Origin of the sequence: Streptomyces sp. NPDC091281 (assembly GCF_044757425.1) — a bacterium.
In the GTDB taxonomy this organism is placed as follows: domain Bacteria; phylum Actinomycetota; class Actinomycetes; order Streptomycetales; family Streptomycetaceae; genus Streptomyces.
In genome coordinates, this window is the sequence record NZ_JBIVUY010000008.1 from 67,403 (window position 1) to 91,125 (window position 23,723).

General features: G+C 70.5%; 22 protein-coding genes. 8 read left to right on the forward strand and 14 right to left on the reverse strand.

Annotated elements, in window-relative coordinates; genetic code table 11:
- Positions 1–12: 12 nt before the first annotated feature.
- The gene (locus ACIQPQ_RS21515; protein ID WP_401305999.1) at positions 13–834 is read left to right on the forward strand and encodes a YceI family protein; all 822 of its coding nucleotides are present in this window, start codon (positions 13–15) and stop codon (positions 832–834) included.
- Between the two features lie 76 nt (positions 835–910).
- Positions 911–1,381, forward strand: coding sequence for a PPOX class F420-dependent oxidoreductase (locus tag ACIQPQ_RS21520; protein WP_401306001.1), 471 nt, complete (start codon positions 911–913; stop codon positions 1,379–1,381).
- 46 nt (positions 1,382–1,427) lie between these two features.
- Here ACIQPQ_RS21520 and ACIQPQ_RS21525 read toward each other — a convergent pair whose 3' ends face one another.
- Positions 1,428–2,258, reverse strand: a complete 831-nt coding sequence (locus ACIQPQ_RS21525; protein ID WP_401306003.1) for a TetR/AcrR family transcriptional regulator — start codon at positions 2,256–2,258, stop codon at positions 1,428–1,430.
- 134 nt (positions 2,259–2,392) lie between these two features.
- On the reverse strand, positions 2,393–3,337 hold the full coding sequence (locus ACIQPQ_RS21530; protein ID WP_401306005.1) for an alpha/beta fold hydrolase: 945 nt from the start codon (positions 3,335–3,337) through the stop codon (positions 2,393–2,395).
- A 119-nt stretch (positions 3,338–3,456) separates the two neighbouring features.
- Here ACIQPQ_RS21530 and ACIQPQ_RS21535 point away from each other — a divergent pair, with 119 nt between their 5' ends.
- Entirely contained in the window at positions 3,457–4,404 is a 948-nt protein-coding gene (locus tag ACIQPQ_RS21535) for a helix-turn-helix transcriptional regulator (RefSeq protein ID WP_401306007.1), read from the forward strand.
- A 142-nt stretch (positions 4,405–4,546) separates the two neighbouring features.
- Here ACIQPQ_RS21535 and ACIQPQ_RS21540 read toward each other — a convergent pair whose 3' ends face one another.
- From ACIQPQ_RS21540 to ACIQPQ_RS21570, 7 genes are all read right to left on the reverse strand, one after another.
- On the reverse strand, positions 4,547–6,202 hold the full coding sequence (locus ACIQPQ_RS21540; RefSeq protein ID WP_401306008.1) for an MFS transporter: 1,656 nt from the start codon (positions 6,200–6,202) through the stop codon (positions 4,547–4,549).
- Positions 6,203–6,265: 63 nt separating this feature from the next.
- Positions 6,266–8,533 (reverse strand): glycosyltransferase family 39 protein, encoded by a 2,268-nt coding sequence (locus ACIQPQ_RS21545; RefSeq protein ID WP_401306010.1) that lies wholly within the window; start codon positions 8,531–8,533, stop codon positions 6,266–6,268.
- Complete coding sequence (locus ACIQPQ_RS21550; RefSeq protein ID WP_401306012.1) at positions 8,530–9,996, reverse strand: glycosyltransferase; 1,467 nt, start codon at positions 9,994–9,996, stop codon at positions 8,530–8,532. The genes ACIQPQ_RS21545 and ACIQPQ_RS21550 overlap by 4 nt, the downstream gene beginning before the upstream one ends.
- 14 nt (positions 9,997–10,010) lie before the next feature.
- Entirely contained in the window at positions 10,011–11,738 is a 1,728-nt protein-coding gene (locus ACIQPQ_RS21555) for an ATP-binding protein (protein ID WP_401306014.1), read from the reverse strand.
- Entirely contained in the window at positions 11,735–12,478 is a 744-nt protein-coding gene (locus ACIQPQ_RS21560; protein WP_401306015.1) for a response regulator transcription factor, read from the reverse strand. Before ACIQPQ_RS21560 ends, ACIQPQ_RS21555 begins: the two co-directional genes overlap by 4 nt.
- Positions 12,479–12,619: 141 nt before the next feature.
- Complete coding sequence (locus tag ACIQPQ_RS21565; protein ID WP_401306017.1) at positions 12,620–13,567, reverse strand: DUF2797 domain-containing protein; 948 nt, start codon at positions 13,565–13,567, stop codon at positions 12,620–12,622.
- Between the two features lie 11 nt (positions 13,568–13,578).
- Positions 13,579–13,998 (reverse strand): HGxxPAAW family protein, encoded by a 420-nt coding sequence (locus ACIQPQ_RS21570; RefSeq protein ID WP_401306019.1) that lies wholly within the window; start codon positions 13,996–13,998, stop codon positions 13,579–13,581.
- Positions 13,999–14,160: 162 nt separating this feature from the next.
- On the opposite strand from ACIQPQ_RS21570, the gene ACIQPQ_RS21575 reads away from it, so the two are divergent.
- The 3 genes from ACIQPQ_RS21575 to ACIQPQ_RS21585 all read left to right on the forward strand — a co-directional run bounded on the left by ACIQPQ_RS21575 (position 14,161) and on the right by ACIQPQ_RS21585 (position 16,322).
- Positions 14,161–14,715 (forward strand): MarR family winged helix-turn-helix transcriptional regulator, encoded by a 555-nt coding sequence (locus ACIQPQ_RS21575; protein WP_401306021.1) that lies wholly within the window; start codon positions 14,161–14,163, stop codon positions 14,713–14,715.
- A 74-nt stretch (positions 14,716–14,789) separates the two neighbouring features.
- Complete coding sequence (locus ACIQPQ_RS21580; protein WP_401306461.1) at positions 14,790–15,635, forward strand: TSUP family transporter; 846 nt, start codon at positions 14,790–14,792, stop codon at positions 15,633–15,635.
- A gap of 213 nt (positions 15,636–15,848) precedes the next feature.
- Positions 15,849–16,322, forward strand: a complete 474-nt coding sequence (locus ACIQPQ_RS21585; protein ID WP_401306023.1) for a carboxymuconolactone decarboxylase family protein — start codon at positions 15,849–15,851, stop codon at positions 16,320–16,322.
- A gap of 99 nt (positions 16,323–16,421) precedes the next feature.
- Here ACIQPQ_RS21585 and ACIQPQ_RS21590 read toward each other — a convergent pair whose 3' ends face one another.
- The 4 genes from ACIQPQ_RS21590 to ACIQPQ_RS21605 all read right to left on the reverse strand — a co-directional run bounded on the left by ACIQPQ_RS21590 (position 16,422) and on the right by ACIQPQ_RS21605 (position 20,789).
- A complete protein-coding gene (locus ACIQPQ_RS21590) occupies positions 16,422–16,709 on the reverse strand; it encodes a DUF4190 domain-containing protein (RefSeq protein ID WP_401306024.1) in 288 nt (95 codons plus the stop codon).
- A gap of 248 nt (positions 16,710–16,957) precedes the next feature.
- The gene (locus tag ACIQPQ_RS21595; protein ID WP_401306026.1) at positions 16,958–17,359 is read right to left on the reverse strand and encodes a hypothetical protein; all 402 of its coding nucleotides are present in this window, start codon (positions 17,357–17,359) and stop codon (positions 16,958–16,960) included.
- Between the two features lie 162 nt (positions 17,360–17,521).
- Positions 17,522–17,992 carry an NUDIX domain-containing protein gene (locus ACIQPQ_RS21600; RefSeq protein WP_401306028.1) on the reverse strand — a complete coding sequence of 157 codons (471 nt, stop codon included), beginning with the start codon at positions 17,990–17,992 and terminating at the stop codon, positions 17,522–17,524.
- 463 nt (positions 17,993–18,455) lie between these two features.
- Entirely contained in the window at positions 18,456–20,789 is a 2,334-nt protein-coding gene (locus ACIQPQ_RS21605) for a helix-turn-helix domain-containing protein (protein WP_401306030.1), read from the reverse strand.
- A 27-nt stretch (positions 20,790–20,816) separates the two neighbouring features.
- Between ACIQPQ_RS21605 and ACIQPQ_RS21610 the strand changes: the two genes are divergently transcribed.
- On the forward strand, positions 20,817–21,107 hold the full coding sequence (locus ACIQPQ_RS21610; protein WP_401306032.1) for a hypothetical protein: 291 nt from the start codon (positions 20,817–20,819) through the stop codon (positions 21,105–21,107).
- 442 nt (positions 21,108–21,549) lie between these two features.
- A complete protein-coding gene (locus ACIQPQ_RS21615; RefSeq protein WP_401306034.1) occupies positions 21,550–22,902 on the forward strand; it encodes a cyclic GMP-AMP synthase DncV-like nucleotidyltransferase in 1,353 nt (450 codons plus the stop codon).
- 27 nt (positions 22,903–22,929) lie between these two features.
- Here the strand turns inward: ACIQPQ_RS21615 and ACIQPQ_RS21620 are convergent, their stop codons facing one another.
- Positions 22,930–23,721 (reverse strand): hypothetical protein, encoded by a 792-nt coding sequence (locus tag ACIQPQ_RS21620; RefSeq protein WP_401306036.1) that lies wholly within the window; start codon positions 23,719–23,721, stop codon positions 22,930–22,932.
- Between the last annotated feature and the right edge of the window lie 2 nt (positions 23,722–23,723).

The following is a 23,723-nucleotide window of genomic DNA, read 5'->3' on the forward strand; positions in this document are numbered from 1 at the left end:
ACGTACGAGGACATGGGACTGACCGCCAGAATCCGCACCCGGGACGGCTGGGCCGTCGGCCACGCGGTCGTCACCCTCACCGACGCGTCGGGCGCGCAGGTGCTGCGCGCCGAGGCCGACCCCGAGGGCGCCGTCCACGACGGCACGGCGCTGGCACCCGGCGCCTACACGGTGATCGTCACCGCCGTGGGCCACGCGCCCGCCGCCGCGAGCGCCCTCGTCACCGCGAGCGGCCGGGCCGAGGTCGGCACGGTGACCCTCGCCCGGCAGGGCGGCACCGCGCTGCCGCCGCCCGGCCGCTGGACCGTCGACCCCGCGCACTCCACCGTCGGCGCCGTCGCCCGGCATCTGGGGATCTCCAGCGTGCGGGGACGGTTCACCGGGTTCGCGGCCACCGTCGACATCGCGGAGGGCGACGTCGGCCGGTCGCGGGTGGAGGCGGTGATCCGGGCCGACTCGATCGACACCGGGAACGAGGCGCGCGACGCCCATCTGCGGTCGGCGGACTTCCTCGACGTCGCCGCGCACCCCGAGATCACCTACCGGTCGACCGGGCTCACGGCGGCGGGGCCCGACCGGTGGACGGTCCACGGCGAGCTGGCGCTCCGCGGGATCGTGCGGCCCGTCGACCTGGACCTCGCCCTCCTCGGCAGCGGCGACGATCCCTGGGGCGGGACGCGGGTGGCGTTCCGGGCGACGGCCGAGCTGCGCCGCGAGGACTTCGCGATGCACTACAACCAGGTGCTCCAGGCGGGGATCGCCGCCATCGGCACGACGCTGAGGGTCGAGCTGGACATCCAGGCGGTACGGGGGGACGGGGTGCCGTCGGTGTAGGGGCGCGCGGGGTGCCCGTGGCGGCGGGCCTCGTCCTCGGGCGCCGGACGGGCCGGGGCGGCCTACGCTGGCGGGCATGGCACCCAACATCGCTACCAACACCACCGTCGGGCTCGACGAGCTGCTGGACTTCGTACGGCCCCGGCACCGCGCGATCCTGCTCACCCGGCGGGCCGACGGCGGGCCCCAGGGGTCGCCGCTGACCTGCGGGGTCGACGACTCCGGGCGGATCGTCGTCTCCACCTACCCCGAGCGTGCCAAGACGCGCAACGCCAAGCGCGACGAGCGGGTCAGCCTGCTCGTGCTGAGCGACGAGTGGGACGGGCCCTGGGTGCAGGTCGACGGAACCGCCGAGGTCATCGACGCCCCGGACTCCGTCGAGGCGCTGGTGGAGTACTACCGGAACATCGCCGGTGAGCACCCGGACTGGGACGAGTACCGGGCCGCGATGCTCCGGCAGGGCAAGTCGATCATCCGGGTGACCCCGCAGCGGTGGAGCCCGGTGGCCACCGGCGGGTTCCCGGCCCGGCTCGCACCCCCGGCGTGACCCGTAGGGGGCCGGTCCCGTAGGGGTGGGGTCGGGGCGGGGGGCCTCAGCCTCGTTCGACCATCGCCTCGATGCCCGCGATCAGCAGGTCCAGGGCGTACGTGAAGTCGTGGTCGAACATCTCGGCGACCGTGTCACCGCCGCGCGCCGCCATCAGGTTCCTGGACTCCGCCAGCACCTCGGCGGCGCGCGGCGCCTCGGTCGCGGTGGCCAGGGAGTGCTGGAAGTACTCGTCGGGGGTCATCCCCGCGTCCGCGACCCGGCCGAAGAAGTGGCCCTCGATCGTGCCGTAGCCGTACACGAACTGGAAGACGGCCGAGATGGCGCTGGAGATGCGGTGCTCGGGCAGGCCGGTGCGGCGGACGACGCGCTGGACCGTACGGGAGAAGACCAGGGCGTGCGGGCCGATGTTGAGGTAGCGGCCGGCCAGCGCCGAGAGCCAGGGGTGGCGCACCAGGAGGGCCCGGTAGACGGTGGCCAGGGCGCGCAGGTGGGTGGGCCACTCCGGGTCGGGGGCGTCGGCCGGGTGCGGGGCGGCGTCCGGGTCCGGGGCGGCGTCCGGGTCCGGGGAGCCGGATGCCGCGGTGTCGAGGTCGGGCAGCTCCAGGCCCTCGTAGACCGCGTCGAGGGCGAGTTCGAGCAGGTCGTCCTTGGTGTCGACGTACCAGTACAGGGACATGGCCGTCACGTTCAGGTCCGTGGCGAGGCGGCGCATGGAGAAGCCGTCCAGGCCCTCGGCGTCCAGGAGGCGGACGGTGGCCTCGGTGATGCGCTCCCGGTCCAGGCCGGAGGGCTGCCCGCCGCCGCCCCGGCTCCGCCGCGTCTTCCCGGTCAGCCACACGCTGCCCCGCGCGGTCCGCCCGGCACCCCTCACCATGCGGCAGCCCTCACCATGGCGCACCCTCCGGATCACGGGCACCGCACCACGACGGTGCCCCTGTCAGAGATGCTAAGTGCCGTCCCGTGGTCCTCCGCACCCCCCGGCGGGCGCGGGGGACCACGGGGCGGTCCTCAGACGGCGTCCCGCCGGTCCAGCCACGTGAGGATGGCCCGGTTCGTCTCGTCCGGCTTCTCCTGCTGGATCCAGTGGCCGCAGTCCAGGCTGACCACGTCCGCGTTCGGCACGAACTCCGTCAGCCTCTCGGACCGCGCGATCATGTCGCGGTCGCCGTAGATCATGAGGGTGGGCTGCTTGATGATCGGGTCGACGTCGGCCAGCAGGTGCCAGTTGCGGTCGAGGTTTCTGTACCAGTTGATACTGGCGGTGAACCCCGACGCTTCGAAAGCGGAGACGAGAGCGGCGAGTTCGGCGTCGCTCAGGACGGGATCACCGAGGGGCGTCCCGGCCCTGGCGAGATCGATGAGCGCCATGCCCGGCTGCGGCTCCCTGGGGGGTTCGTTCTTCCGGTACAGGTTGCGGAGGAACCGGTGGGTGTTGTCCTCGAACACGGCGTCCGCGACACCGGGTTGCCGGTTGAAGTGGACGAAGTAGAAGTCGCCGCCGAACACCTCCTCCATGAACTCGATCCAGGGCTTCTCCCCGCGTTCCTGGTAGGGCAGGCTCAGGTTGATCACCTTGCTCACCCGGTCCGGATGCAACAGGGTCAGTCCCCAGACGACGAACGCGCCCCAGTCGTGGCCGACGAAGACGGCGTCCTCGTACCCGAAGTGGTCGAGGAGGGCGACGAGGTCACCCGACAGGTGCGCGATGTCGTAGTCCGTCACCTCGGCCGGGCGGGAGGAGTTGCCGTAGCCCCGCTGGTTCGGTGCGATGACGTGGTAGCCGGCCGCGGCGAGGGCGGGCATCTGGTGGCGCCAGGAGGCGGCGTGCTCCGGCCAGCCGTGGCAGAGCACGACGGGATGTCCCGCGTTCTCCCGGCCCGCTTCGAAGACTTCAAGTTCCACACCGTTGACCGGGATGCGGGTGGGCTCGGGAAAATCGACTGCATCGACCATGTGCGTGTCCTCGCTGGGCGTTCGTTGACGGCAACAGACCTCCTCGATGAGGTCAGGGCGCCATCCTGCCGACCGAAACCGGTCACCCCATGACCGGTTTGTGTGGAAGCTTTGTCGACGTGCGAACCGACCGGCTGGTGGCCATTCTCCTGATGCTGCAACGGCGCGAGCAGGTGACCGCGGCGGAGGTCTCCCGAGAGCTGGAGATCTCCGAACGCACCGCCCGCCGCGACCTCGACGCCCTCGTCATGGCCGGGGTCCCCGTGTACTCCGTGCAGGGCCGGGGCGGCGGCTGGCGGCTCGTGGGCGGCGCCCGTACCGACCTGTCCGGGCTGACCGCCCGGGAGGCCCGCGCCCTGTTCGTCGCCGTCGGCCCGGCCTCGGCCGCGACGCCGGCCGTGAGAGCGGCCCTGCGCAAGCTCGTCCACGCCCTGCCGGAGCCCTTCCGGGAGCAGGCCGAGGCGGCGGCGGCGTCGCTGCACGTGGACCCGCACCGATGGGGGGTGAGCCGGGTCGAGGACCGGCCGCCCCCCTTCCTCGACGCACTCCAGGACGCGGTGATCCGGAGCGTCCAGGTGCGGCTCGGCTATGTCGACGGCAAGGGTGCCGACACCCTGAGAACCGTCCACCCGCTGGGCGTCGTCGCCAAGGGTCCGGTGTGGTACCTCGTCGCCGACACCGGGACCGGTCGGCGGACCTTCCGGATCGACCGCGTGTCGTCCGCCGACCCGACCGACGACCCCGTGCACCGGCCCGACGACTTCGACCTGGCCCGCAGCTGGTCCGAGATCGCCGACGAGGTCGACCGCAGACGCACGCCCCTGGAGATCCGCGCGGTCTGCACACCCCGGGGCATCGGCGTCCTCCGGATGGCGCTCGGCGACCGGCTCGACGTGGGAGGCTCCACGGCCGATGGCCGCGTAGAGATCGTGATCCGCGGCCACAGCGAGCAGATGCTCGCCGGTGAACTCTCCGGACTGGTCGACTGGCTGGAGGTGACCGGCCCACCGGGCGTCCGCGACCACCTGGCCGCGATCGGCAGGGCACTCGTCGAGCGGTACGGCTGACGGCGACCACGACCGCGGGCGCTTGGGCGCCCGGTCCGGGCCGGGCTGGGCGCTTCGGCACACGGGGCGGGCCGGGCGCTCCCGCACAAGCGGACGGGCCGGGTCCGGGCCGTCGGCCCCGCCCTGTCCGCGCGGGCCCGTCTCAGGTCGTGCGTGCGGCGCGGCGAAGGAGGGTCGACGCGACAGCTCCGCCGAGGAGGACGGCCGTCGCGCCGACGAGTTGGCTCGTCTCCAGCCCGGCGGAGAACGCGTCGATCACCCGGTCCCGTTCGGCCGCCGTGTCCGCCGCCGCCAGCTCCGCGGGCAGGGAGTCGGCGGCGAACCGCGCGGTCAGCACCGCCCCGAGCACTGCCACGCCGAGGCCCGAACCGAACTCGGCCAGCGTGCCGTTGATGCCCGCGCCCACCCCGGCCTTCACGGGCGGGATCGCGCTCATGATGGTGTGCGCCATCGCCGGACTGGCCACCGCCGTGCCCGCGCCGATCAGCAACAGGCCCGCCAGCGTGCCCGGGTAGCCGCCGGAGGCGGTGGTGGCGATCGACACCAGGCCCGCCGCCATCGTCGTCATCCCCAGCAGGATCGCCCGCGGGGCACCGAGCCCGGCGATCAACCGGGCCGACAGACCGGAGAAGTTGAGGACGACGACGGTCAGCGCCAGCGGCGCGATCCGCGCGCCCGCCTCCAACGGCCCGTAGCCCAGGACGAACTGGAGGTGCTGGGTGAGCAGGAACAGCGCGCCGCCCATCCCGAACGTGACCAGCACCGCCCCGGCCACCGCGCCCGTGAACCGGCGGTCGCGGAAGAAGTGGAGGTCGAGCATGGGGTACGGGACGCGGGTCTCCCAGACGCCGAACAGGGCGAGGACGACCAGCGCGAGCGACGCGCCGAGCAGCACGCGGGGCGAGGTCCAGCCGTGCTCGGGGCCGGAGATGATCGCCAGGACGAGGGCGCCCATGCCGACGGTGGAGAGCAGCGCGCCGAGCAGGTCGGGGCGGTCCGGCGGGGGCGGGGAACCGGGGGTGGCAGGGGCGCCGGGAGTGGCGGGGGTGCCGGAGGAGAGGGGGGTGGTGGCGGGGCGGGAGGGCGTCGCCTTCGACTCGGGGACCAGGAGCGCCACGGCGACCAGGGCCAGCGCGACCACCGGCAGGTTGACCAGGAAGATCGCGCCCCACCAGAAGTGGTCGAGGAGGAAGCCGCCGACCAGCGGCCCGGTGGCGAAGCCGAGCGAGTTCACCGCCGCCCAGACGCCGATCGCCCGCGGCTGCTGCTCGACGGTGAAGATCTGCATCGCCACCGCGAGCGTGGTGGTCAGCAACAGCGCCCCGCCGACGCCCATCCCGGCCCGCGCGGCGATCAACTGGCCGCTCCCGTCGGCGAGTCCGGCGGCCAGCGAACCGACGCCGAACAGGGCCAGGCCCGTCAGCAGCATCCTCTTGCGGCCGTAGCGGTCGGCGGCGGCGCCCGCCGTCAGCAGCAGACCGGACTGGACCAGCGCGTACGCGTTGATCATCCACTGGATGTCGGAGGTCCCCGCGGCCATCTCGCGGGTGAGGGACGGGATCGCGACGTTCAGCACGGTGTTGTCGAGCAGCACCGTGAGCTGCGCCAGACAGATCACCCCAAGGATCAGCCAGCGGCGCGGATGGCCTTGCGGCGTCGGCCCGTCGCCGGGGGCCGGGGTGGCGGTCGCGGCATCGACGGCAGAGACAGGAGTGACGGGAGCGGCGGGAGTGACGGGAGCGGCGGGAGTCGCGGAGGTGGCGGGGGTGGTGGACCGGGAGTCGTCGGCGGCGGTCATGCCGTACACCGTATAGGGACTCCTATACGGTGTACGGCTATTTTTGGGCGGGGGCCGGTCCGGTCAGTCGCTCGCCTTCTGGGTGAGGTCGTAGAAGGTGGCCGAACCGACCGTGACCTTCGTGTACGTCGCCTCGACCCAGGCGGTGATCCGGGCGGACGTGCTCGTGGTGTCGTCGCCGCCCCGGCCGCCGCGGCCGTCGTCGCCCTCGGCCAGGAAGTAGTGGACGCGGCCCTCGGCGACGTACTGCTGGAACTGCGCCAACGTGGGCGACGGGTCGGTGCCGTTGAAGCCGCCGATGGCCATCACCGGTTCGCCGCTGGAGAGTTGGTAGCTCGCCGCGTTCTGGGAGCCGATCGCCGCGGCGGCCCACGTGTACCGGTCGGCGTCCTCCTTCAGGAGCGCGCGGGCCTCCGACGACACCGCGACGCCGTCGATGAGGCCGCCCATGCCGCCCCCGCCGCCGCCCCGCGCACCGGTCTCACCGTTGCCGGGCGCCGTACCGCCGGGAGCCGTACCGCCGGGAGCCGTGCCGCCGGGGGCCGTTCCCGGTGCCGGGAGGTTCTGGCCGGGGGGCGCCTGGGGTGCCTGGCCGCCGCCCGGCCCGCCGCCGGGGAAGCCGCCGCCCGGACCGCCCCGGCCACCGCCGCCCCGCTGGGACGCGGCCGCCGGTCCGGCCGTCGGGATCGAGCCCGTGTGGGCGGAGTCCACCGTGCTCAGGGTGTACGCCGTCGGTCCGGCCAGCCCCGCGAGGACCGCCACCGCGGCCGAGCCGAGCGCGAGCCGCCCCGGCAGCCGCCCCGCGAAGACCAGGCCGAGCGCCCCGGCCAGGCCGCCGGTCAGTACGAGCCAGCGCAGCCAGGGCAGATGGTCGGGGGCGCGGGTCAGCAGGACGTACCCCCAGACCGCGGCCGCCACGGCGGCGGTGGCCAGGGCGAGGGACGCCCACGTCGCGGTCCGCCGCTCCCACAGCGTCCCGGCGCCGACGCCGACGACCACGGCGATGTACGGCGCGAGGGCCACCGTGTAGTACTCGTGGAAGATGCCCGCCATGTAGCTGAACACCACCACCGTGATCAGCAGCGCGCCGCCCCAGACGAGGAGCGTGCCACGGGTGGCCGCGAGCCCGCCGGGAGGCGCGGGGGCGGCCGGGACCGGACGGGGGGTCACCGCCGGGTTCCCTCCCCGGCGCGCCCGGAGGCCGCCGCGGCGGGTGGCCAGGAGCCCGGCGACCAGCAGGACCAGCGCGGCGGGCAGCAGCCACGACACCTGGGCGCCCACCGCGTCGCCGAACATCCGCGACCAGCCGGTCTCGCCCCAGCGCCCGCCGCCGCCCGCGCCGCCCCCGCCGAAGCCGTACCCGCCGCCTCCACCGCCGCCGACGCTGCCGGTCTCCTCGCCGTTGAGGCGGCCGAGCCCGTTGTAGCCGAAGGTCAGCTCCAGGAAGGAGTTGTTCTGCGAGCCGCCGATGTACGGGCGGGAGTCCGCGGGCCACAGCTCGACGGCCGCCGGCCACCAGCCGCCGGAGACGATCAATGTGCCGGTGGCGAGGGCGAGTTGGGTGAGCCGCCTGCGCAGCGGCACCGGCGCGCACACCGCGTACACGAGGGCCAGCGGCGGCAGGATCAGGAAGGCCTGGAGGGTCTTGGTCAGGAAGGCGAGGCCGATCGCCGCGCCCGCCCAGAGCAGCCAGCGGGTGCGGCCGTCCTCCAGGGCGCGGGCCACGAGGTAGCACGCCACCGTCATCAGCAGGGTGAGCAGCGCGTCCGGGTTGTTGAAGCGGAACATCAGCGCGGCCACCGGGGTCAGCGCCGTCACCGCGCCCGCGAGCAGGGCGGGCACCGGGCCGGTCCGGCGGCGGACCGCCGCGTACACCACGGCGACCGTGCCGACGCCCATCAGGACCTCGGGCAGCAGGATCGCCCAGCTGCTCAGCCCGAACACCCGCACCGACAGCGCCATCGGCCACAGTGCGGCCGGGGGCTTGTCGACGGTGATCGCGTTGCCCGCGTCCAGTGAGCCGAAGAAGAACGCCTTCCAGCTCTGGCTGCCCGCCTGCACGGCGGCGGAGTAGAAGGAGTTCGCGTAGCCGGAGGCGCTCAGGTTCCAGACGTACAGCGCGAGCGTGGCGGCGAGCAGCCCGAGGAACGCGGGGCGGGCCCAGCGGGGGTCCTCTGGGCGGCCGCGGAGGAGCCGGCGCGCGCGGGAGCGGCGGCCGGTGGAGGGCGGGAGGGGGGCGCGGGCGGCGTCGGCCGCGTCGGCGGGCCCGGTGTGCGGGTACGGCGACGGGCGCGACGCCGTGGGGGACGTCGCGTCGGGGCGGGCGCTCACCGGATGTCGTCCTGACCGGCCCGGCGCAGGGGCTGTTCCGGCGGTCCCGCGCGGTCCGGGCGCCGCCGGTCGGGGAAGACCCACACCCGGAACAGCAGGAAGCGCAGCACGGTCGCGGCGAGGTTGGCGGCGACCAGCACGGCCAGCTCGGTGGCGCGCGCCGGGCGGGTGGTCGCCGCGTCCAGCGCGAGCAGCGAGCCGCTGGTCAGCGCGAGCCCGATGCCGAAGACGACCAGTCCCTGCGCCTGGTGCCGGACCGCCCCGCCCCGGCCGCGCACCCCGAAGGTGAGCCTCCGGTTGGCGGCGGTGTTGGCGAGCGCCGAGACGAGCAGCGCGGCCGCGTTGGCGGTCTGCGCGCCCGTGACGTGCCGGAAGCCGCTGTAGAGCAGCAGGTAGAACAGCGTGGACAGGCCTCCGACGACGCAGAAGCCGACCAGCTGACGGGCGAGTCCCTTGGGTACGTCCATGATCTCGCGGTCGCGGGGGTCGTCGCCGAACGGCCTGGCCAGCCGGTCCAGGGGCAGCGAACCGGTGGCCAGCGCGCGGCCCACGCGCCATACCCCCCTCAGATCGTCGGTCGCCGTCCGCACGATCCGGACCGTGGAGTCCGGGTCGTCGACCCAGTCGACCGGCACCTCGTGGATACGGAGTCCGGCTCGTTCGGCGAGTACCAGCATCTCAGTGTCGAAGAACCAGCCCGAGTCCTCCACCAGCGGCAGCAGCGGGCGGGCCACGTCCCGGCGGATCGCCTTGAAGCCGCACTGGGCGTCGGAGAAGCGGGCCCGGAGCGAGCCGCGCAGGATCAAGTTGTACGCGCGGGACACGAACTCCCGCTTGGGCCCGCGCACCACGCGCGCGCCCCGCACCAGGCGGGTGCCGATCGCGAGGTCGGAGTGGCCGGAGATCAGCGGCGCCACCAGCGGCAGCAGAGCGTTGAGATCGGTGGACAGGTCCACGTCCATATAGGCGAGGACCGGCGCGTCCGACGCGGACCAGACCGTCCGCAGCGCCCGCCCGCGGCCCTTCTCCTCCAGCCGGACGGACCGCACCTGCGGGACGCGGGCCGCCAGCAGCCGGGCCGCCTCGGGGGTGCTGTCCGTGGACGCGTTGTCGGCGATCGTGATGCGGAACGGATACGGGAACGTCCGCACCAGGTGGGCGTGGAGCCGCCCGACACAGGGCTGGAGGTCCTTCTCCTCGTTGTAGACGGGGATGACGACGTCCAGGACGGGGGGCTCGGCGGCGACCGGGGCGACCGGATCGGCCGCGACGGCGGAGACGGCCGGGGCGGGCGCGGCGAGCGGCACGTGCCCGGGGGCGGTCGGGTGGCCGGGGGCCGGGGTGCCGGGGGCCGGAGTGCCTGGGGCAGGAGTGGGGCGGGCGGTCACGGGGAGGTGGTCCCGGACGGGGAGCGTGCCGGGCGAGGGGCCGTTCCGCAGCGTGGGGAGAGGGTCGGTTCGCATACCGACGACTCTGCTCAGACGCCCTGTCGCACCCGTGTGGTGGCGCTGTGGTGCGGCTGTGGGTGCTGTTGCCGGGAGGTTTCCCCGGGGTCGGCCCCGGACGCCAGGAACGGGGAGGCCGGGGCGGTCGGGGAGGTCGCGGCGGGCGGAGAGGCCGGGCCGGCCGGGGACTCCGGAGCGGGCGCGGCCGGGAGGTGCACGGTGAACACCGTCCGCCCCGGTCGGCTGTCCACGGTCACCTCGCCGCCGTGCGCGGTCGCCACGGCCCGCACGATGGCCAGTCCGAGCCCGGTCGAACCGGTCGACCCGCTGACCCGGGTGCGCGCGGAGTCGCCGCGGGCGAACCGCTCGAAGACATGCGGCAGCAGCTCGGGCGGGATGCCCGGCCCGTCGTCGTGGACGTCCACGCACACCCACGGCCCGCGCCGCTCCACCCGCGCCGTGACGGTCGTACCGGGCGGGGTGTGGGTGCGCGCGTTGGCGAGCAGGTTGACGAGGACCTGGTGCAGCCGTTCCGGGTCGGCCGACACGGCGACGGGGACGCCGTCGTCGGGCAGGCTCAGCCGCCACACGTGGTCGGGTCCGGCGGCGCGGGCGTCGCTCACGGTGTCGACGACCAGGGGGACCACGTCGGCGGGCCCGAAGCGGAGCGGGCGGCCCGCGTCGAGCCGGGCGAGCAGCAGCAGGTCCTCGACGAGGAGGGTCATCCGGCCGGCCTCGGACTCGATCCGGCCGAGGGCGTGCCGGGTGTCGGGGCCGACGCGTTCCCGGCCGCGGCGGGTCAGCTCGGCGTAGCCGCGGATGGAGGCGAGCGGGGTGCGCAGCTCGTGGCTGGCGTCGGCGACGAACTGCCGGACCCGGGTCTCGCTCTCCTGGCGGGCGTGCAGCGCGCCGTGCACGTGGTCCAGCATCCGGTTGAGGGCGGCGCCGACCCGGCCGACCTCGGTGTGCGGGTCGGTCTCGGCCTCGGGGACGCGTTCGCTGAGGTTGACCTCGCCGCTGTGCAGGGGGAGTTCGGCGACGCGGGTGGCGGTGGCGGCGACCTTGCGCAGCGGCCGGGTGGCGACACTGACCAGGACCCAGCCCGCGATCCCGGCGGCGAGCAGACCCGCGGCGGTGACGCTGACCTCGACGAGGACGAGGGTGGTGACGGTGGTGTCGGCGTCGACGGTCGGTATGCCGACGTAGTACGCGCCCTTGTCGCCCTCGGCGTAGCGGACCCGGTAGTCGCCGAGGCCCGGCAGGGTGACGGTGTGGTCCGCGCCGTCGCGGGCGACCTCGCCGAGCGCGGTGAGCTGGGCGGCGGTGAGGGTCTCGGCGGTCATGCCGGTGACGCCGGTGTCGTCGGCGGACTCGGCGCCCACCCGGGCCTCGGTGATCAGGCCGGTCTCGACGCGGGCGGCGAGGGTGCCGTTGGGCTGGGGGCCGCGGGTGACGAAGAGGGCGAGGTCGTCGTTGCCGTTGCTGTTGCCGTTGCCGTTGCCGTCGCTGCCGTCGGACTTGTGTGCGTCGCCGTCGCCGTTGCTGTCGCCGGCGCCTTCGTGGAGGGGGTCGGTCGGGGCGGGGCCGCCGGAGACGCGGGCGGCGGCCTCCCGCAGCGAGTCGTCGAGTTGCTCGTAGAGGTGGGAGCGGAGCGCGAGGGTGGTCACGGTGCCGATGACTGTGCAGACCACCGCGATCAGCGCCACGGAGGCGACGATCAGCCGGGTACGCAGCGTGCGCGGCCGCCGCCACCCGCTCACGCGACGGCGGCGGGCTTGATCAGGTACCCGGCGCCGCGCCGGGTGTGGATCATCGGCTCCCGCCCGGCGTCGATCTTGCGGCGGAGGTAGGAGATGTACAGCTCGACCACGTTGGCCTGGCCGCCGAAGTCGTAGGACCACACGCGGTCGAGGATCTGCGCCTTGCTCAGCACCCGGCGCGGGTTGCGCATCAGGAAGCGGAGCAGTTCGAACTCGGTGGCGGTGAGGTGGATGTCGTGTCCGGCCCGCGCCACCTCGTGGCTGTCCTCGTCGAGGGTGAGGTCGCCGACGACGAGCACCGAGTCCGAACGGTGGTCGGCGGCGCCCGCGCGCCGGATGAGCCCGCGCAGCCGGGCCACGACCTCCTCCAGGGAGAACGGCTTGGTGACGTAGTCGTCGCCCCCGGCGGTGAGCCCCGCGATGCGGTCCTCGACGGCGTCCTTGGCGGTCAGGAACAGCACGGGCACGTCCGGCAGTTCGCGGCGCAGGCGACCGAGGACGGCGAGGCCGTCCATGTCGGGCAGCATCATGTCGAGCACGACGGCGTCGGGCCGGAAGTCGCGCGCGGTCCGCACGGCGCCCGTGCCGTCGCCCGCGCTGCGGATCTGCCACCCCTCGTACCGGAGGGCCATCGACAGGAGTTCGGTGATCGACGTCTCGTCGTCCACCACCAGGACGCGGACGGGGCTCCCGTCCGGCCTCAGCAGTGCGGTGCGCCCCTGGGGCGAGGTCGTGGTCATGCGGGCCACCCTGACGAGGGCCTCTGAGAGCACTCTTTCGCCCGTCTGTGATTCTCCTGAGAAACATCCCCGGGGCTGGGGTACGGGGTCCGCGGTACGGGTCGGTCCGCTCTCCCTCTTCCGCTCGGGCCCCTCTCAGGCTCAGAACAACTCGTCCTGGAGCGGGGCCGCCGCCTTGGTCAGGTCCCGTACGGGCAGGGTGACTTCGGGCAGGGTGACGTCCGGGGGCGCACCATCGCCTCCCGCAGGACCCGCCCCATCCTGCGCGCCCGCCGCGCCCTCCGCTCTCGCGGGGACCAGTTCCCACCCCCGCAGCAGCCGGGTGTCGAGGACGACGACCCCGCGCGCGGTGGACAGGTGCAGGTCGGGTCCGGCCGCCGCGACGAGGTCACCGCCGACCCGCCCGCCGGGGACCAGCTCGGTCACCTCCGCGACGGCGGCGGGCGTCCCAACGAGCCCGAAGGCGTCCAGGTGGTCGACGGGGCGGAACGGTTCGCGCGCGAGCGTCTCCGGCCAGCCGTCGAGCCGTACGGCCCGCGCGTGCAACTCCCTGATCTCGGCGGCCCGTTCCGCCTCCCCCGGCGGCAGCCCGGCGCGGACGGCGCGCTTCACGCCGTACGGAATCCGGTCCGGGACGCGCAGGGCGGCGCGGAGCAGCTCCTCGGTGCGCCGGGCGGCCATCAGCGGGCCGGTCCCGAGCCAGCTGAAGGAGACGGCGCCCTGCTCCAGCAGCCGGTCCGGCCCCCGCCCGACGCCGGTGATCCCGACCTTGACGAGGCCCGGCCCGAACCAGGCGAGGTACACCCGGTAGGGCCGCGGATCGTCGGCGATGCCGTCCGCGGCGACGGAGTGCGCCCGGTCCAGCCGCCCGCACTCCTCGCAGCGGGCGCCCGCGGTGCGCGCCGACAAGGCGGCCCGCACCGGACACGGATGCCCGCGCGCCCCCACACACCGCCGCCCACCCCCGTCCGCGACCCCGAAGGCCACCCTTTTCCCCCAGGTCAACGCGCTACGCGGCCCGCCGTCCCACGCCAGCTCGGGGCCCCGCGCCGACCACCGCAGCCCCGCACACCTCCACGCCCGTCCCATCACCGGCCACGCTATCCCCCACCACTGACAACGCCCCGCGCGCCGACCCCGGCCACGGTTCCGGTTCCGGCCGCGAGCACGTCATCGGCCTCCCCGAGGACCGGCACCCGCGCCCGCGCCCGCTGCCGCTCCGCCTCCCGCCCGCGTCCGGCCATCCGGCACCCCAGGCAGCCGGGGTGCCCGCCCCGCGCGTGCGGATCGCGCACCCCCATCCCCCACTCCGCGCGCGGCCGGACCCCGGGCGGCTTGCCCCATCCGGTGAGGTGCAGCGCCCAGGTGATCAGCGCGGCGAGCCCCACCACGGCGAGCCCGACCCACACGAGCGCGCCGCTCCCGGCGCAGACGCCGACGCCCGCGACCGAGCCCCCGACGGTCACGACGGCGACGCCTGTCCAGCCGGCGACCGTATGCCCTTCGTCGTACAGCGACACGGAAACCTCACGATCTAAGAAGTTAATTTCCTGAACCTCTTACAAGGTAAGACAAACAGAAAGCAGATAACAAGGACCCAGCACAAAGAGCACCACCGCCGCCCCGCACCCCGCGCCACGCCGGACCACCCCTCGCCGACCACCAGGGAGCAGCACCCCGCGATGACCGCCGCCGAGCCCTCCCGTCCCGCCGCCACGCCCGCGCAGGCCCTGGCGGCGATGGACGACCTCATCGCGTCCCACCTGGTAGGCCAGCAGGAGACGGCGCAGCGCCTCGGCCTGAACGTCACCGACCTGACCTGCTTCGGCTACGTCGTCCAGGCGGGCGAGAACCTCCTCACCGCGGGCGACCTGGCCGCGCGCGTGCACGTCACGACGGGCGCGGTGACCGGCATCCTCAACCGCCTCGAACGCGCCGGTTACGTCACCCGCCGCCCCGACCCGCGCGACCGCCGCCGGGTGCGCGTGGCGGCCGTACCGGAGGCGGTGGCGCGCGTGTACGCCGTGTACGAGCCGTACTACGCCCGCCTGACGGCCCTCTTCGCGACGTACTCCCCCGAGGAGATCGCCGTCCTGACGGACTGGTTCACCCGCGCGACGGGCCTGTCGTACGCGTACCGGGAGGAGTTGCGGTCCGGAGACAAGCAACTCCGTTCCGGAGACGGGGAACTCGGCTCCGGAGACGGGGAAGTCCGCTCCGGGGACGGGACGTCGTGACGGACGTCCTGCGAGCCGCTGCGCCGTTCGGGTCCGCCGCCGAGGTGCTGCCGTTCGCCGCGCTTCCGCCGGAGGTGTACGGACTCGCCGCCGGTCTGCTGATGGCCCTGGTGACGGCCCCGGTGGGCGTCTCGGGCGCGGTGTTCCTGCTCCCGGTCCAGCTGAGCGTGTTCGCCGTCCCGAGCCCCGCGGTCACCCCCACGAACCTGCTCTTCAACGTGGTGGCGGGCCCCGGCGCCCTCCTCCGCTACGGCCGCGACGGCATCCTGAACAGCCCTCTGACCCGCCGTCTGGTGGCGGGCACCCTGCCCGGTGTCGTCGTCGGCGCGGTCGTACGGGTCTTCGCGGTCCCCGGCCCGGCGGTCTTCCGGGTACTGGTGGCGGGGCTGCTGCTGCCGCTGGGCGCGTGGCTCGTCGCGCGGACGCTGCACCCGGTCGGCGGAGGGCGAGGGCAAGGTCCAGGGCGGCGGGCCCGGCGCGTACGTACCACGGGGCGAGGGGACCAGCGCCCACTCACCCCCGACCGCCCCGCGGGTCCGCCCTCCCCCCGCACCCTGACGGTCCTCGCCCTCACGGTCGGCGCGATCGGCGGGGTCTACGGCATCGGGGGCGGCTCCCTGCTGGGCCCGATCCTGGTCGGCCGCGGGATGCCGGTGGCGCAGGTGGCCCCGGCCGCGCTGGCGTCGACGTTCGCGACGTCGGTGGTGGGCGCCGCCGTGTTCTCCCTGCTCTCCCTCACCGGCGCGGAGGACATCGCGCCGGTCTGGCCCCTCGGCCTGGCCTGCGGAGTCGGCGGCCTCATCGGCGGCTACCTGGGCGCCCGCCTCCAGCCCCGGGTCCCGGAGAAGGCACTGCGCCTGCTGCTGGGCGGCCTGGCGACGGCGCTGGGAGGCCTGTACGCGGTGGACGCACTGCACTGAGCCACCACCCTGACCGATGGCGTGACGCAGACCACACCCCCCTCCCCCCTCCTCATGTCACATCCCACCGGGCTGCCCCGTCAGGAAGGTGTCGCACCGCTTCGGCACGCGACAGGCAAGAACCAACGCCTGACAGACCGCTGCCGGACCACCGGCCGGCCACTGCCAGACCACTGCCAGACCACTGCCAGACCACTGACGGAGGAACCCACGATGGAAGCCCGACTGAACCTCTTCGGCAACGCGCTCGCCGGCAAGCTCGTGAAGCAGTTCAACGGGGCGGGCCGGGAGATCGCGGAGTCCACGCTCCCCGCCGCGACCCAGGAGCTGGTGAAGATCCGCGCCAGCCAGATCAACGGCTGCGGCTTCTGCACCGACATGCACACCAAGGACGCGGCGCATGCGGGCGAGACGGCCCAGCGTCTGCACCTGGTCGCGGTGTGGCGGGAGGCGAAGGTCTTCACCGACGCCGAGCGCGCGGCCCTCGCCCTGACCGAGGAGGGCACCCGGATCGCCGACGCGGCGGGCGGCGTCCCCGACGAGGTGTGGGCGGACGCGGCCAAGCACTACGACGAGGACCAACTCGCCGCACTGATCGGCATGATCGCCCTGATCAACGCGTACAACCGCATGAACGTCATCCTCCGGACCCCGGCGGGCGACTACCAGCCGGGCCAGTTCCACTGACGGACCCGGCCACGGCCACGGTCCCGTCCCCGGACATGGCAGTGCGGTGGGTGCTGAACCACCCACCGCACGAGGCCCGTTCCGCCACCGGCGCGCTCATCAACCGCCCACGTACCAGCTGAACCCGCCGTTGCTGGCGGCGATGACCATCAGCAGCACCCACAGCACGACGTCGACGACGCCGAGGACGATGCCCGCCTTGGCCATCCCGGCCCCGGACTTCACCCCGGCCTGACGGCGGGCGACGACACCGAAGACGATGGCCAGCGGCCCGAGCACGATGTTCAGCAGGAACAGGCCGATGATGCCGCAGCAGAGACTCGCGATCGCCAGCCCGTTGGTGCGGGAACCGGTGGACGCGGTCGAGTGGCCGCCGTAACTCGCCATGAGAATCTCCTGGTTGCCGTCGCACAGCCCCAACGGGCCGCGCTCTCCACGAACTTGCCTGGACCTCCCGGTTTCCCCCACCCCGCACCGCCATGTCCCCCACCTCCCCCGCTCCCCTGTCGGCGAACACGACACATACTTCCGCCGAAACCGATCCGGGCAGGTCACACGGTGCACGCGAGAGGCACCCCGACAAAGCCACCCCAGAGCGTCGTCGCTCCGTCGCCACGTCTCCGTACGGAAACTGCCTACCAGTCTCGCCAGTCGTCAGTGATCTCGGTGCGGCTGATCCCCCGCCTCGCCGCCAGAGCTGGGACGTCGACGCCGTGTTCCGTCAGGGTCTGATCGATGTAGAGGCACAGTTCTTCACGCTCTTCGGTCTCGTAAGCCGCGCCGTCGTGGTCCTCGTTGATCTCGTTCAGCACGAGAACGACACGCCTGATCGCTTCGAACACCTTCGCGTCCTCCTGGCCGCGAAGCGTCTCCACTCCCGCCTCGAATACGCGCAACGCCTCATCCGTCGCCACAAGCAGCGCCTCCGGAAAGAGTTCCGCGAGAAAAGCATCCCGCGGCGAACGCCTCCCCGCCGAGATCTCCGCCGCCTCTTCATCCACACGCACACGCCAACGCACTGAGGGTCTGATCGCCATGCACCGGACCGTAAACCCAGGATCTGACAGCGCCACTGCCGCGCACGCTGTCTTCAGACGACCAACCAGCCTTCCTCGTGATCAGCGTGGATCAGTGGTAACCACGTTCGTAGTCCAGTGCCATATGGCCAGATTTCGGATGCCGGTTCCAGGTGCATGACGTCAGCCGAGATAGGGCCGCTCATGCTGCTCCAGGAAGTGACGGATCCGGAGCCGCTGTGTGTGGTGCATCGGCAGTTCATCGATCTCTTCCGGCTGGACGAATCGCAACTCCGTGGACTCGTCCGAGATCGCAAGTCGGCCGCCCACCATGCGGGCGGTGAAGCAGACGTTGAACTGTCTACGCACCTCGCCGTCCGAGTAGGCGATGACGTGGCGAGGGTCGGTGTATGTGCCCACGAGCCCGGTGATCTCCACGTCCAGCCCCGTCTCCTCCTTCACTTCCCGGACGGCGGTGCCGGGAAGTGAGTCCGTCATCTCCATGCCGCCGCCGGGGAGAGCCCAAAGGTCGTTGTCCCGTCGGCGCTGCAGGAGCAGGCGCCCTTCGTCGTCGGTGACCACGGCGGACGCAGCGACCACCATGCTGTTGGGCTCAGGTGCCGCCGGGTCGTCGTAGTACTCGGTCCGTGCCATGGTCACCCTTCTCTTGTGCTGCGCGCTGAGCGGGTGGAAACCGCCGGAGCGGTGGCGGAGACAAGGAGCGTCGGCGGCCACGAGCCGCCAGCCCACGCGGACCGCCGTAGGCGGGCCCGCCTCGATCCAGTAAGGAAAATTTGAACAGCTCCACTGCCCGTGAGCCGCTGATCACCGCGTCGAAGACGCCGTACCCCCATCGCCGAAACGGTTGCCGTCACACGCTACTGTCCAGGCGAAAACACCAGAGGCCCCGGATCTCTCCGGGGCCTCTGCTCTGCTGTGCACTCGGCAGGATTCGAACCTGCAACCTTCTGATCCGTAGGATCGGGCAGCTTGTTGGGAGGGTGGGTCGCCTCCTCCCGGAGTGATCGCCAACGGTGGTGATCATCAGCCTCTGTGTGCCGTCGTTGCCGTCAGGGTTGCCGTCACTCATGGATCCCCGACGATTGAACTGCTGCCCCTATTCCGCACTCCACGGAGATGAAGGTGAGCCGTCCGGGTCCAGCCCGTACTGCCATATTCCCCTGCCCAGCAGTGGGGTGAGATGGCCAGCATCGGCGGCGTGTCGGTAGAGGGCGTCAAGGCCCTCATCGTCCCCGGCCTCGTCCCGCATTCGCTCTAGGTCGCGAAGGACGTAGAAGTCACCAGCATCCGCAGCCTTCAAGGCAAGAGCTTCGGCACCCTCTCGGTCCCCGGCCTCCTCCCGACTCCGTGCCAGGTGGGCGGGGGTGGGGCCGCCGTTGACCTCCGCGGCCTGCCGGAAGGCGGATTCTGCGCCCTCCAAGTCGCCGTTGTCGAGCCGCGCTCGCCACAGCTGCAACAGAGGGAAGATGTCACCGGCGTCGGCGGCTTCCCGGGCGATGGCTTCGGCACTTTCCCAGTCCCCGGCTTCATCCCGCATTCCCGCAAGGATCTCGAAGCACAAGGTATCGCCGGCGTCGGTAGCTTCTCGGGCGATGGCTTCGGCACCTTCCCGGTCCCCGGCGTGCTCCCACATCATCATCAGATTGGACAGGGAATTGGGATCACCTGTGTCGGCGGCCCGCCGGTAAAGAGCCTCGGCACCCTCCAGATCTCCGACCTGTTCCCGCAGCCGCGCCAGACCGCGTGTCGCATCTGTGTCACCGGCGTCGGCAGCCCGCCGGTAAAAGGCCTCGGCACCCTCCCAATCCCTGGCCCCCTCTAGTCTCTGGCCCAAGAATTTCAGGCCTCTGGGGTCCCCAGCACCCGCAGCCTGCCAGAACAAGGATTCAGCGCCCTCCCGGTCCCCGGCTCTCTCCCGCGCCCAGGCCACTTTGATCACGGCGTCGGGTTGGCCGGCCCCGGCAGCTCGGAGGCGGAGGTGGTGGGCCCATTGCGAACGGCCCATGTCCGCGGCGGCTTCAGCGAGGTTGTTGAGGTCGCCGGGGTGAGTGAGATGAGTGTGAGCGGCATGCCAGAAGGATGCTGGTGGGCAGAGTAGGCGGCGGGCGGTTCTCCCGTGCTGTTCGAGATAGTCGGCGAGGCGGAGCATAGGACCCGTTGGCGGAGCCGCAGCGCTGACCGGCGTCGGACCGATCGGGGGACGACGCGCGGGTCGGGGGTTTGTCCGGCCTAGTGGTACCTGCTTGCCGTGGACAGGGCGGGCGAGGTCCGCGTAAGCGGCTTCTGCCCAGTCGTTGGTGAGCCGATCCCAGTCGTCGTCGGTGAGATAGTCGGCGGCGGCGTCGGTGAGGAACGCTTGGGGGAGGTGGAGGCCCATCCCGAGACGGCGGGCGTCCATCGCGGCTTCCAGCAAAGCCCGGACGGCCGGGGCGCCGTGCTTGTAGCGGCGCAGGAGTTCGGGGGCGCCAGCGAGGTCTTGGGCGACGCGCCCGTGGGTGCCAGCGCGGGTAAGGGCATCCGCCAACAGCCGGTCACCGTCCTGGGCGAGGATAGCGGCAGTTCTGAGCGCATCCTGGTTGAAGGTGTCGGGGACAGCCACTGTGCGGCCAGCGAGCAACTCGCGGGCTCGGCTGTGCGGGTCGGGACTGCCGGGTCTGGGCATAGCGGTGTATTGGTCCTCGTACTCGGGCCAGAGGGTTCCCAGAATGAGGACCGGTCCGCGGCTGGGGTCGGTGAGGAGGGTATGCAGGGCGGCGGCGATGCGCTCACCTGCTTGGGGGTGGCCGAAGTAGTGCTGGGCTTCGTTAAGCCACACCACCGTGAACGACGCGACGCGTTCGAGGTCGGCGAGCGCCGCTTCCGCCCTGGTCGGGTCGTAGGGGTGCCAGAGCCGCCACCCCTCTTCAGCAAGCAGCTGGGCAGCCTCCCAGCACGCCCGTGTCTTGCCCGTAGACGACGAGCCGACCAGGACCAACATCCGGCTGCGGCCCTCCATTACTTCGCTCACCGCCTCAACCAACACCTGGTCGTGGGCACGGCTGACGTAGCCGGACAACACCCGCACCGAGCTGTCGGCTGCGGCGGATCCGGATGGATGGACCTCTAGGTCGTGCGGATCCCACTGTCCGATCGGCCTGCCAGGTCCTTCGCCGTGTCCGGGCACTGAACCGATCCGGTGGGCGGCAGCCCTACGCCGCAGATCCAGCAATTCCGCTTCGGAAACGCCGAGCACTCGGGCCAGCGCCACTACCGTTTCAGCCGACGGGACAGCCCCGTCCGCCCGGAACGCTTCCTGGATGGTCGTACGGCCCAGCCCCGACCGGGTAGCGAGCTGGGTTTTGGTCAGCCTTTTGTGAGCCAGCCCATCGCTGAGCTTGTCACGCAGCTTGGCCAGCGGGCTTTCCCGTCCATCGGGTTCTGCGCTCGGCATGAGGCCCCCAGTCGCATGTGTTCGCCGATGTTCATCATCGTCCGGCCGAACCACGGCGAACATCGCTTCGGCGAACTTCGGTCACATCAACGTCCCACCATGTGCAGGGAGATCATCGTGACCCGTGTCGCCGTCGTCCTACTGACAGCCACCGTGACTGTTGTGTTCGCACTCCTGGCCGCCGCTGCCGCAGGCACACTGGCCCGCCTCGATAGCTCCACCTACCCGGCCGCTTTGATGCGTGCTGCCGCTACCTTCGCCGCTGTGATCACCGTCGCCACTGCCGTCGCCGGCGTGCTCACCCAGTACCTCACCTGAACACGAGTGATCGATCAACAACGGGTGTGCCACCACCTGTCAGACTCTCGAACTAGCGTCCACCTGAACCGCCGGGTTTCTTCTCCATTCGAGCCGGAGCGGTTCACCCAGTAAGTTGCGACCTTTCCACAAGGCGACTCACCCCGCTCCCCGGGCGCAGGCCCAACCCCCGGCCGAGCCTGCGCTCCCGTCTTCGCCCGGCTCCCACACGGCTAGCGCCCGCGCCGCGCACCGCGTGATGCCAGAGAAGCGGACGTCGGGACTGGGGCCACCTGGTTGAGTTGGCCCGCAGAGGGCGGGAAGAGGCGAACCAAATTTCGATACGCGACAGCCCGTTGCCCACCAGGCACATAAATGCTTCACTAATACCCCGCCATAAGCATATCACTACAGAGATCCTCGCCGCCTTCGAGCCAGAGACGACAGAAAAGGCACACCCGGCATGAAGCTAATTAAGCACTTCAATACATTTTTATCGGACCGCGTAAATCTGTCCGAGACTCGCCTACAATCCCTAGACTCCAGAGTGAATAGTGTTTCCAACTTTCTCAAAAATGGCGAAACCCCCATCTCCAATCGCTACATTGGCATGATTCCGCAAGGATCCTACGCTCACAGAACCATGATCAACCCAGTTGGCAAGTACGACGAGTTCGACGCCGATGTACTGCTGGAGATGGAAGAGAACGCAGACTGGTCAGCGAAAGATTACGTCGAGGAACTGTACAAGGTATTTCACGCGAGCGGAACCTACGGGCACATGGTGAGCCGTCACGCACACTGCGTTAAGGTCGACTACGCGAATGAGTTCCACATTGATGTCGTCCCCTATCTTGAGCGGCATGGCGGCCGCTACGTCACAAATCGCGACGACGACGTATTTGAGCTAACGAATCCGGAAGGATTCAACGAATGGCTCGATGAGAAGAACAGAACTGCAAGTGGTCGACTCGTCAAAGTTATTCGACTCTTCAAATACCTACGAGATTACAAGAATACCTTCTCGGCCAAGTCGATCATCCTGAATATCCTCCTTGGCGGTAGGGTGAACAGTGTGCTGCTACTTGGAGATTCAAAGCGCTACTGTGATTTGCCCACTGCGTTCACGAATATCCTCTCGGACCTGAATGACTACCTTCAATCCAATCCGACGATGCCAAGCGTTGACGACCCGAGTTGCCCGGGACAGAATTTTAATCATCGCTGGGATGAAGACCAGTATCAGAACTTTCGCAACAGAGTAGAGACTTACAATGACTGGGCTCGAGCAGCATTCGCTGAAGAAGATAGATCTGAAAGTATCCGACTGTGGCGGAAGATCTTCGGCGAGTCGTTCGCTGAGACCCCAGTCTCCTCCGTCACGAAATCTTCGGAAGCAGCGGTCACGTTGCCCAATTTCACGGACACCGAGCAATTTCTCGATCGCGACTACGGAATCCCTGAGTTGCTGAACGCAAGATACAGGGTGAGGATCACAGCTAACGTGGTGGCAAAACGCGGATTCCGAAATTTCAATCTACGCAGGCATGGAAATGCGGTTGGGCGTGAACGGGCCATTGAGTTCCGCGTCTCCGAGTGCACAGTTCCCGGTTCATACGAGATCTATTGGAAGGTGAGAAACACCGGCGCAGAGGCAGTGTCCGCGAATTGCATTCGCGGCCAGATCGAGCGAGACAACGGATCTCGGTTTCGCAGCGAACCGACGAAATATCGCGGCAAACACTACGTTGAGTGCTACGTCGTCCAGAACGGGATCTGTGTCGCGAAAGACCATCAGGTAGTCGTCATTAAATAGATGCCAGAAGGTCAATTCTAGGCTGCGTCATAGGATCCGCCTGCTGTGGGCCGAAATTTCAATTGTAGGAGGCTGCCCAGGGATTATCCCACGACGTTTGATCTGCTCAGCTGTCACCCACGCAACCTCAGAGTTCTGAGTTGATACAAGGTCCCTAAAAGCCTGCGTCTGCTCCGGAGTCGGGACGATTTCATAGATGTCAGCCACTAGGATTTCGAATGCCTGCGCCCATTCACTCCATCGAATGGGGTCCACCTCGCGCTTAAGGTAGTTGTGCATAATGTGGGGAAATTTATCCTGCGGCAGGATTTGCGAAGCTAGCAACTCTTCTTGAAATTCCCGCCAGGGAGAATCTTCCCGACCTACTCGAGATTCGAACCACCGGAAGAACTGAAAGAGGTTCCTCCCTGGAACTCGTACACGCAAATCACGATAGCTGGCCGCGTCTACAGGAATCAGGTCGTCGTCAGTTACGCCCATCGCAGACAGTGAGGCGCTTCCCTGCGGCGACACTTTGTGAACGCCACCAACGGGCTGGAACTGGTTACGCCATCGAGAGCCATGAATCAAAAGATACTTTCCGTCAACATAAATCTTGAAGAGGTATGAGGTCGAAATCCTGACGGACTGGTTGCGATAGCGGTATGAATACCAGAGAATTCTCAGATTTTCTCGATTCTGGGCGATTTGCTCAAAGACCGGAACTGCAAGGCCCATGCTGAGGCCGGCCGTCATATTGACGACGGTTGAGTTAGTAATAAAGAAGCTAGCCACCCCAGACCCAAGGGCCAGCAAGAAGTAAATGGTGAGCCTTAGCAAGG

Bases quoted from the DNA above. Each gene is read 5' to 3' on its own strand.
- ACIQPQ_RS21575 (WP_401306021.1), top strand. From the start codon at position 14,161: ATGACCGCCGCCGAGCCCTCCCGTCCCGCCGCCACGCCCGCGCAGGCC.
- ACIQPQ_RS21530 (WP_401306005.1), bottom strand. From the start codon at position 3,337: ATGGTCGATGCAGTCGATTTTCCCGAGCCCACCCGCATCCCGGTCAAC.
- ACIQPQ_RS21515 (WP_401305999.1), top strand. From the start codon at position 13: ATGGGACTGACCGCCAGAATCCGCACCCGGGACGGCTGGGCCGTCGGC.
- ACIQPQ_RS21550 (WP_401306012.1), bottom strand. From the start codon at position 9,996: ATGCGAACCGACCCTCTCCCCACGCTGCGGAACGGCCCCTCGCCCGGC.
- ACIQPQ_RS21595 (WP_401306026.1), bottom strand. From the start codon at position 17,359: ATGGCGATCAGACCCTCAGTGCGTTGGCGTGTGCGTGTGGATGAAGAG.
- ACIQPQ_RS21585 (WP_401306023.1), top strand. From the start codon at position 15,849: ATGGAAGCCCGACTGAACCTCTTCGGCAACGCGCTCGCCGGCAAGCTC.
- ACIQPQ_RS21610 (WP_401306032.1), top strand. From the start codon at position 20,817: ATGTTCATCATCGTCCGGCCGAACCACGGCGAACATCGCTTCGGCGAA.
- ACIQPQ_RS21520 (WP_401306001.1), top strand. From the start codon at position 911: ATGGCACCCAACATCGCTACCAACACCACCGTCGGGCTCGACGAGCTG.
- ACIQPQ_RS21565 (WP_401306017.1), bottom strand. From the start codon at position 13,567: ATGGGACGGGCGTGGAGGTGTGCGGGGCTGCGGTGGTCGGCGCGGGGC.
- ACIQPQ_RS21540 (WP_401306008.1), bottom strand. From the start codon at position 6,202: ATGACCGCCGCCGACGACTCCCGGTCCACCACCCCCGCCACCTCCGCG.
- ACIQPQ_RS21600 (WP_401306028.1), bottom strand. From the start codon at position 17,992: ATGGCACGGACCGAGTACTACGACGACCCGGCGGCACCTGAGCCCAAC.
- ACIQPQ_RS21615 (WP_401306034.1), top strand. From the start codon at position 21,550: ATGAAGCTAATTAAGCACTTCAATACATTTTTATCGGACCGCGTAAAT.
- ACIQPQ_RS21605 (WP_401306030.1), bottom strand. From the start codon at position 20,789: ATGCCGAGCGCAGAACCCGATGGACGGGAAAGCCCGCTGGCCAAGCTG.
- ACIQPQ_RS21590 (WP_401306024.1), bottom strand. From the start codon at position 16,709: ATGGCGAGTTACGGCGGCCACTCGACCGCGTCCACCGGTTCCCGCACC.
- ACIQPQ_RS21560 (WP_401306015.1), bottom strand. From the start codon at position 12,478: ATGACCACGACCTCGCCCCAGGGGCGCACCGCACTGCTGAGGCCGGAC.
- ACIQPQ_RS21525 (WP_401306003.1), bottom strand. From the start codon at position 2,258: ATGGTGAGGGGTGCCGGGCGGACCGCGCGGGGCAGCGTGTGGCTGACC.